The organism is Actinomycetota bacterium (assembly GCA_040905475.1).
Classification (GTDB): domain Bacteria; phylum Actinomycetota; class AC-67; order AC-67; family AC-67; genus DATFGK01.
The window spans coordinates 1-7,460 of sequence record JBBDRM010000051.1 but is presented as its reverse complement, the minus strand read 5'-3'; the positions used below and the strand labels follow the sequence as shown (position 1 = coordinate 7,460).

The following is a 7,460-nucleotide window of genomic DNA, read 5'->3' as shown; positions in this document are numbered from 1 at the left end:
GCGAGCGGGTCGGCCAGCGGGGGGCCGGAAGCGTCGGCGGCGATGCGTGCTGCGTGGCTGACGGCCGAATGGTCGGCGACGGCCGCATCGACCACCGACCGGAGTGATTGCCCGGTGCCGTCCGGACGGCCCACGTAGCCGATCTCGAACGGAGCTCCTGAGTCGAGGGCCCGGTCGAACCCTTCACCGATGACCACTCCCCCACTGAGGTTGCCGCGCGACACCAATGACCGGAGCTCGTCGGCCGACGCAATCGGCACGACATCGATCGTGTCGGAGGCGTCGATGCGCTCGACCAGGACGCGGGCCGCGGCGTCATCGGATGTGACCGCCCCCAGCTGTGTCGAGGCGCCGGCGCCGAATTGCAGACCGATGAAGATCACCAGCGCCAACGGGAGGACGAAAACGAAGAAGATATTGGATCGTTCGCGCAGGAAACGGAGCAGTTCGACGCGGGAGATGGTGACGACGCGACCGACCGTGCGCATCATCGATCCGCTCCGCGCAGGCGCACGATCCCCGGGATGGCCGCCACCACGCCGAACAGCACGAGCGCGCCCGATGCCGGCAGAACGGCGGTCCAGGATTCTGCGCCGGCCAGGTCACCGAGTCCCCGCAGGAACCAGCCGTGCGGTGACACGAGTGCGAGCGTCCCCAGCAGACCCGCGCCGACGGGGAAGAAGACGCCGCCGGCCAGTCCCAGCACGAGGGCCACGATGGACTGGAGGTTGCCGGCCTGCTCCGCCGTCTTCGCGAACGATCCCACCAGCGCCATGACGCCGAGCGCCGAGATCACTCCCGCCACGACCAGGATCCCGACGCCGATCGGGTCACCCCACGACGCCCCGAGGAGCACGGCACTGGCCACCGACAGCACGGTCATCGACACGACGCCCAGGACGAACGCGCCCAACGCCTTGCCGAGGTGGACCGCCATGATCCCGATGGGAGCCGCCAACAGACGTGGGAGCGTCCCCTGCTGCCGCTCCTCGAGCAGACCGGTGATCCCGAACGAGACGGTGAAGAAGAGGAAGAAGACGGCCATGCCGGCCGCGAGGTAGCTGGTCGGATCGAGCTGACGGTCCGGAGTCACCAGCGCACGGGTGCTGATCGCCGGCGTCTGACCCACGACCCGGCCGGCGAGTTCCTCCATGTCCTCGAACGACACCTCGCCGTCGGCGGCAGCGGTGGTGGTGGCGACCGTCAGACCGACACGCTCCAGTTCGGCCCGATAGTTGTCCGCAATGCCACGTGCGACCTCCGCCGCCAGTCCTCGATCGGGGTTGGCGAGGACCCGGAGCTCGGCTGCCCCACCGGCCTGCACCGCCTGACTGAACCCGTCGGGAAGGACCCAGGCGGCATCGATGTCGCCAGCTTCGATCGCCGCCCGCGCCGCCGGTTCCCCAGCGAAGGAGGTTGCCTGGACGAAGCCGGACTCGACGAGCCCCGGCACGAGACCGTCCACGAACCCCTCCGTGACCTCGCCGCCGTCGAGGTCGACCACGCCGACCATCAGCTCGAAGTCTTCGTCGGTCGGGAACACCTGCGCGAAGACGAAGGTCAGGGCCAACGGCACCACGAGGGCGAACAACAGGACACTGCGATCCCGGAGTCGCAGGCGAAGGTCCTTGCGCAGGATGATGGCGGCCGCACGCAACACCGCCTCAGTCCCTCAGAGCTTTGCCCGTGAGATGGAGGAAGACGTCCTCGAGGTCCGGTTCGCGGACCTCCACACCACTGACGTCCGCACCCGCTTGCGTCACTGCCGCCAGGAGCGCCGGGAGCCGCGGCGCCGCGCCATCCAGCAGGCAAACGATCGTCTCATCCTCGGCGTCGGCGGAATGCACACCGGCGACCGCGGCGCAGGCTCGGGTCGCGGCGGCGAGGTCGCCCGCGACCTTCAGCCGGACGACGTCCTGACCGGCGATCTTCGCAATGAGTTCGCGGCGCGTCCCTTCGGCGACCAGTGCACCTTGATCGATGATGCCGATCCGATCACACAGACGTTCCGCTTCCTCCATGTAATGGGTCGTGTACAGCACGGCCATGCCCTCGACCGCGAGGCTCTCGACCGATTCCAGGATCGCGTTGCGCGACTGGGGGTCCACGCCGACGGTCGGCTCGTCGAGGATGAGCAGTTTGGGCTCGTGCAGCATGCCGATGCCGATGTTGAGACGGCGCTTCATGCCCCCGGAGTACTCCCCCGTCCGATCATCACCCCGGTCCATGAGCCCGATGACGTCGAGAACCTCGGCGATACGGCGCTTCCGACGGTCCGCATCGAGCCCGTAGAGGCGGGCGAAGAAGTCCAGGTTCTCGCGGGCGGTCAGGTCGGGGTAGATCGCCAGTTCCTGTGGCACCAACCCGACGTTCCGTCGCGCCTCGGTGGACCGGGGACCCATGTGATGACCGCCGATGACCACGTCGCCGGCGTCCGGCACCAGCAGACCGGCGATCATCGAGATCGAGGTGGTCTTGCCCGCACCATTGGGGCCGAGCAGGCCGTAGGTCTCGCCGACACCGACCGAGAAACTCACGCCCTGGACGGCTTTGACGTCTCCGAAGGAGCGCTCGAGGCCGACACAGGTAAGGAGATCTTCCACGAGACGGCCCCCGGTCCGGTGCCGTCAGACGTTAGCGGCTCGCATCGCGGCAAGCTCGCGTTTCAGGTCGGCGATCTCATCGCGCAACCGCCCGGCATACTCGAAGCGCAGTTCCCCCGCAGCTTCGTGCATCTCCTCCTCGAGCCGTTGGATGAGTGCCGCCAGATCCTCCTGTGGCAACTCGCTGGCGTCGACCGACGTTCCGGTCACCGCCGCGGGCGATCCGTCGGGCCGGTAGTCCTCGCCGAATTCCTCGGCCCGAACGGCCGCGATGATGTCACCGACGCGCTTACGGATCGTCTGCGGATCGATGCCGTGAGCGGCATTGTGCGCGACCTGCTTCTCCCGTCGCCGCGTCGTTTCGTCGAGTGCCTGCTGCATGGCGTCGGTGACGTGATCGGCGTACATCACGACGTAGCCGTCCACGTTCCGGGCGGCACGGCCGATCGTCTGGATGAGGGACGTCCCGGACCTGAGGAACCCCTGCTTGTCGGCGTCCAGGATCGCCACCAGAGCCACTTCCGGAAGATCCAGCCCCTCCCGGAGGAGATTGATACCGACGAGGACGTCGAACTCGCCCAGGCGCAGTGACCGCAGGATCTCCACGCGTTCGACGGTGTCGATGTCGGAGTGCAGATAGCGCACCCGCACCCCATTTTCCAGGAGATAGTCCGTGAGATCCTCGGACATCTTCTTGGTCAACGTCGTGACCAGCACGCGCTGGTCACGTTCGGTCGTCACCCGGATCCGCTCCATCAGATCATCGATCTGTCCGGCGGTCTGCTGGACGACCAGCTCCGGGTCGACCAGACCGGTCGGCCGGATGATCTGTTCCGCGATCGTGTCCGACTCGCGTCGTTCGTATGCGCCGGGAGTGGCGGAGATGAACAGTCGCTGCCCGATGCGGTCGAGGAACTCATCGAAGGTCAGGGGCCGGTTGTCACGGGCGGAGGGAAGGCGGAAACCGTGTTCGATCAGGTTGTCCTTGCGCGAACGATCGCCTTCGTACATCCCCCCGACCTGCGGCACGCTGACGTGCGACTCGTCCATGAACACGGCGAAGTCGTCCGGGAAGTAGTCGAGCAGGGTGTAGGGGGCCTGGCCGGGGGCGCGGCCATCGAAATGCCGCGAGTAGTTCTCGATGCCGTTGCAGAAGCCGACCTCCCGGATCATCTCGAGGTCGTAGTTGGTCCGCATCTTGAGCCGCTGCGCTTCCAGCAACCTGCCCTCGCGCTCGAACTGCTCGAGTCGTTCGCCGAGCTCCTCCTCGATGCTGACGACGGCCCGCTCGAGCGCCTCGCGCGAGGAGACGTAGTGCGATGCCGGGAACACGGCGATCTGTGGGACCGGGCGTGAGACCTCGCCGGTGAGGGTGTCGACCCGGACGATCCGCTCCACCTCGTCGCCGAAGAACTCGATACGGACGGCCTTCTCGTCGTCGGCCGGGAACACCTCCAGGGTGTCCCCCCGGACCCGGAAGGTGCCACGCACCAACGTCAGATCGTTGCGCGAGTACTGCAGGTCGACGAGCTTGCGCATCGACGCCTCCAGACCGGCTTCCGCTCCCTCCCGGAGCGCCAGCACATGATCCTCGTACTCGTAGGGGGATCCGAGCCCGTAGATGCAGGAGACCGAAGCGACGACCACGATGTCGCGCCGGGACAGCAGGCCCATCGTCGCGCGGTGCCGTAGGCGGTCGATCTCGTCGTTGATCGACGAGTCCTTCTCGATGTAGGTGTCGCTCGAGGCGATGTAGGCCTCGGGTTGGTAGTAGTCGTAGTACGACACGAAGTATTCGACGGCGTTGTCCGGGAGGTACTCGCGGAACTCGTTGGCGAGCTGTGCCGCCAGCGTCTTGTTGGGCGCCATGACGAGGGCCGGCCGCTGGATGCGTTCGAGCACCTTGGCCGCCGTGAACGTCTTGCCCGTGCCCGTGGCACCGAGCAGCGTCACCGCCCGCTCCCCGGCCTCGAAGGCCTCCGCGATGGCGTCGATCGCCGCCGGTTGGTCCCCGGCGGGCGCGTAGTCGCTGACCACACGCAGGGGCGTGTCGTCGCGGACGTTGCGGTGGAGCAGGGACCGATCGGGCATGAGAGGAAGATACCCGTGGCCTGCGACAGGATCGTGCTCACGGCGCCAGGCGCCGGACCTAGCGTGTGGACGACCTGGCGGCCTCCAGGAGGCGCTCGTGAATGGCGTCAGTACGGGTGAGGAGCTCCTCACGGGATCCGGTGTTGTCGATGACGTGGGTGGCTGCAGCGCGACGCGTGGTGTCATCGGTCTGGGCCCGGAGGCGAGCTTCGATGTCCGCCTTCTCGAGCCCCCGCGCATCGCGGAGACGCTGGACCCGGAGTTCCACGGGCGCCAACACGACCACGACGGCGTCGAAACGGCCCGTCTGCCCGGTTTCGATCAGCAGCGGATGGTCGACGACCGCGATGCGGCCGGGCTTCCCGTCCGCCCCGAGTTCGGCGATACGCGCCGCGATGCGCGCGGCGACGTGGGGGTGGGTCAGGCGGTTCAGGTCCGCACGCGACCGCTCGTCCGCGAAGGCGACGGCCGCGAGTGCGCTCCGATCGAGCTGGCCGTCGTCGCGCAGGATCGCCTCACCGAAGCGGTCGACCAGTGCGGCCAGCGCCGGTTCACCGGGTTCGACGATCTCGCGCGCGATCGCGTCGGCATCGATGACGTCGGCGCCCAGATCTGCCAGCCGCGTCGCGACGGTGGACTTCCCACTGCCCATGCCCCCCGTCAGTCCGACCAGGTACATCCCGACTCCATGTCATTCCCGGGGTTCGGTGCCAAGGGTTGAACGCCAAGGCTTCAGCGCCAAGGGTTGAGCCCGGCACGTGGCCGGGCTCAACCGATGCAGCAGGTACGAGAACTCAGGCGTCAGCGTCCTTCTCCTCGGCATCAGCCGGAGTCGCAGCCTCGGGTGAGGACTCCTCGGCAGCCTCGGGCTCTTCGGCCGCTTCCGTTGCAGACTCGCCAACAGCCTCGGTTTCCGCAGCCTCGGGTTCGGGCTCCACGGCGACGTCGGCATCCGCGGAATCGGTGGGGAGTTCGGCTTCCGCCAACGCCATCTCTTCCGGCGTCTGGTCCTGACTCCCGATACCCGCCTGCGCGAAAGCGGCCGCGAACGCGCCCGAGGGCGCGCTGTCGTCGCCTCCGGACGAGTAGGCCGCCTCGACGACCGGCTGCTGTTCCTCCTCGTAGCCGCCCTCGTCCTCGACCGGACCATCCCCGGCCTGCGCCTGCTTCAGCGAGAGGCTGATGCGCCGCCGGACCGTGTCGATGTCGATGACCTTGACCTCGATCTTGTCACCGACGTTGACGACGGCCTCGGGGACCTCGACGTGACGCTCGGCCAGTTCCGAGATGTGAACGAGGCCTTCGATGCCGTCGGCCACCTTCACGAAGGCACCGAACGGCACCAGCTTCGTGACCTCGCCGTCGACAATCTCCCCGACAGCGTGTTCGCGCGCGAACTTCTGCCACGGATCTTCCTGCGTGGCCTTCAGCGAGAGCGAGACGCGTTCACGGTCCATGTCGACGTCGAGCACCTCCACCTCGACCTCGTCACCGACCTCGACGACCTCCGAGGGGTGGTCGATGTGCTTCCAGGAGAGTTCGGAGACGTGCACCAGCCCGTCGACGCCGCCCAGGTCGACGAACGCGCCGAAGTTGACGATCGACGAGACGACACCGGCCCGGACCTCGCCCTTCTGCAGGGATTCGAGGAACTCGTTGCGGAATTCGCTCTGGGTCTCCTCGAGGAACTTCCGCCGGGACAGCACGACGTTGTTGCGATTGCGGTCGAGTTCGATGATCTTGCACTCGATCTCTTCACCGACGTACGGGGCGAGGTCGCGGACGCGCCGCATTTCGACCAGCGAGGCGGGCAGGAACCCCCGCAGCCCGATGTCTAGGATGAGGCCACCCTTGACGACCTCGATGACCGAGCCCTTGACCGTGCGGTCCTCGTTGTAGATGCGCTCGATCGTGCCCCAGGCCCGCTCGTATTGCGCGCGCTTCTTGGACAGGACGAGTCGGCCCTCCTCGTCCTCCTTCTTCATGATGAGGGCCTCCACCACGTCACCGACGGCGACGATGGTGTTCGGGTCCACATCGAGCTTGATGGACAGCTCGCGAGACGGGATGACCCCTTCGGACTTCCACCCGATGTCCAGCAGGACCTCGTCCGGGTCGACCTTGACGACCACACCTTCGATGATCTTGCCGTCCTCCATGGCGAGAACGGTGCCCTCGAGGGCCGATTCGAAGTCCTCGTCCGACAGATCGTTCTCGACGATCACGTCGCCGGTGGAGGTCATGGCGCCCCCCGGCTCCTGCATCACCACGACGTCGGGCGTGGGCGTCGGCTGGGACGGAGGCTCGGGCGACGGCGCGGCGGGGGCCGTGTCCGCGGGGGCCGTGTCCGCGGGGGCGGGGGCCGTGTCCGCGGGGGCGGGGGCCGTGTCCGCGCCTTCGGGACCCTGCGGCGCCACGGCGTCGCCATCGGCGTCCGGCCGATTCTGGGGCGTGGTCGCGGTCTGCTGCTCGGGGGCCGCGTCGGTGGTGGTCTGGTCGGGAGTCGGGGTCTCGGGCATCGGGGTCGGGTCTCTTGTCGTGAGGGGAAAGGGGACAGGCCACGGGGTGGCGGGGTACAGCTCTGACGGCAAGGATGGCACGGCAAATCGAACGTGCCGCCCACAGGATGCAACCAGATCGCGCAAGGGTCGCAGTCGATGGTGTCCGTGTCAACGTTCAGACCAGCCCTGTGCGCTATCACGCCGCGTTCACGGCGCCGCGACGTAGGATCGTGGCCCCGCTTCTCCGTTGCCTCGGGGACGGGCC

Annotated in this window: 6 protein-coding genes; all 6 read right to left on the bottom strand. The window is 67.7% G+C overall.

Annotated elements, in window-relative coordinates; genetic code table 11:
* On the bottom strand, nt 1–491 hold a 491-nt coding region (locus WEB06_04175), incomplete at its 3' end, for an ABC transporter permease (GenBank protein ID MEX2554811.1).
* Nucleotides 488–1,660: an ABC transporter permease gene (locus WEB06_04170; protein MEX2554810.1), complete on the bottom strand. Its 1,173-nt coding sequence runs from the start codon at nt 1,658–1,660 to the stop codon at nt 488–490. The genes WEB06_04175 and WEB06_04170, both read right to left, overlap by 4 nt.
* A 4-nt stretch (nt 1,661–1,664) precedes the next feature.
* Complete coding sequence (locus WEB06_04165) at nt 1,665–2,603, bottom strand: ABC transporter ATP-binding protein (GenBank protein ID MEX2554809.1); 939 nt, start codon at nt 2,601–2,603, stop codon at nt 1,665–1,667.
* Nucleotides 2,604–2,627: 24 nt separating this feature from the next.
* Nucleotides 2,628–4,694: an excinuclease ABC subunit UvrB gene (gene uvrB, locus WEB06_04160; GenBank protein MEX2554808.1), complete on the bottom strand. Its 2,067-nt coding sequence runs from the start codon at nt 4,692–4,694 to the stop codon at nt 2,628–2,630.
* Between the two features lie 58 nt (nt 4,695–4,752).
* Nucleotides 4,753–5,373: a dephospho-CoA kinase gene (gene coaE / locus WEB06_04155; protein ID MEX2554807.1), complete on the bottom strand. Its 621-nt coding sequence runs from the start codon at nt 5,371–5,373 to the stop codon at nt 4,753–4,755.
* A gap of 115 nt (nt 5,374–5,488) precedes the next feature.
* The gene (gene rpsA / locus WEB06_04150; protein MEX2554806.1) at nt 5,489–6,958 is read right to left on the bottom strand and encodes a 30S ribosomal protein S1; all 1,470 of its coding nucleotides are present in this window, start codon (nt 6,956–6,958) and stop codon (nt 5,489–5,491) included.
* Nucleotides 6,959–7,460: the final 502 nt, after the last annotated feature.

Coding starts and splice junctions, on each gene's coding strand:
- coaE (MEX2554807.1), bottom strand. CDS start 5,373: ATGTACCTGGTCGGACTGACGGGGGGCATGGGCAGTGGGAAGTCCACC.
- rpsA (MEX2554806.1), bottom strand. CDS start 6,958: ATGCAGGAGCCGGGGGGCGCCATGACCTCCACCGGCGACGTGATCGTC.
- uvrB (MEX2554808.1), bottom strand. CDS start 4,694: ATGCCCGATCGGTCCCTGCTCCACCGCAACGTCCGCGACGACACGCCC.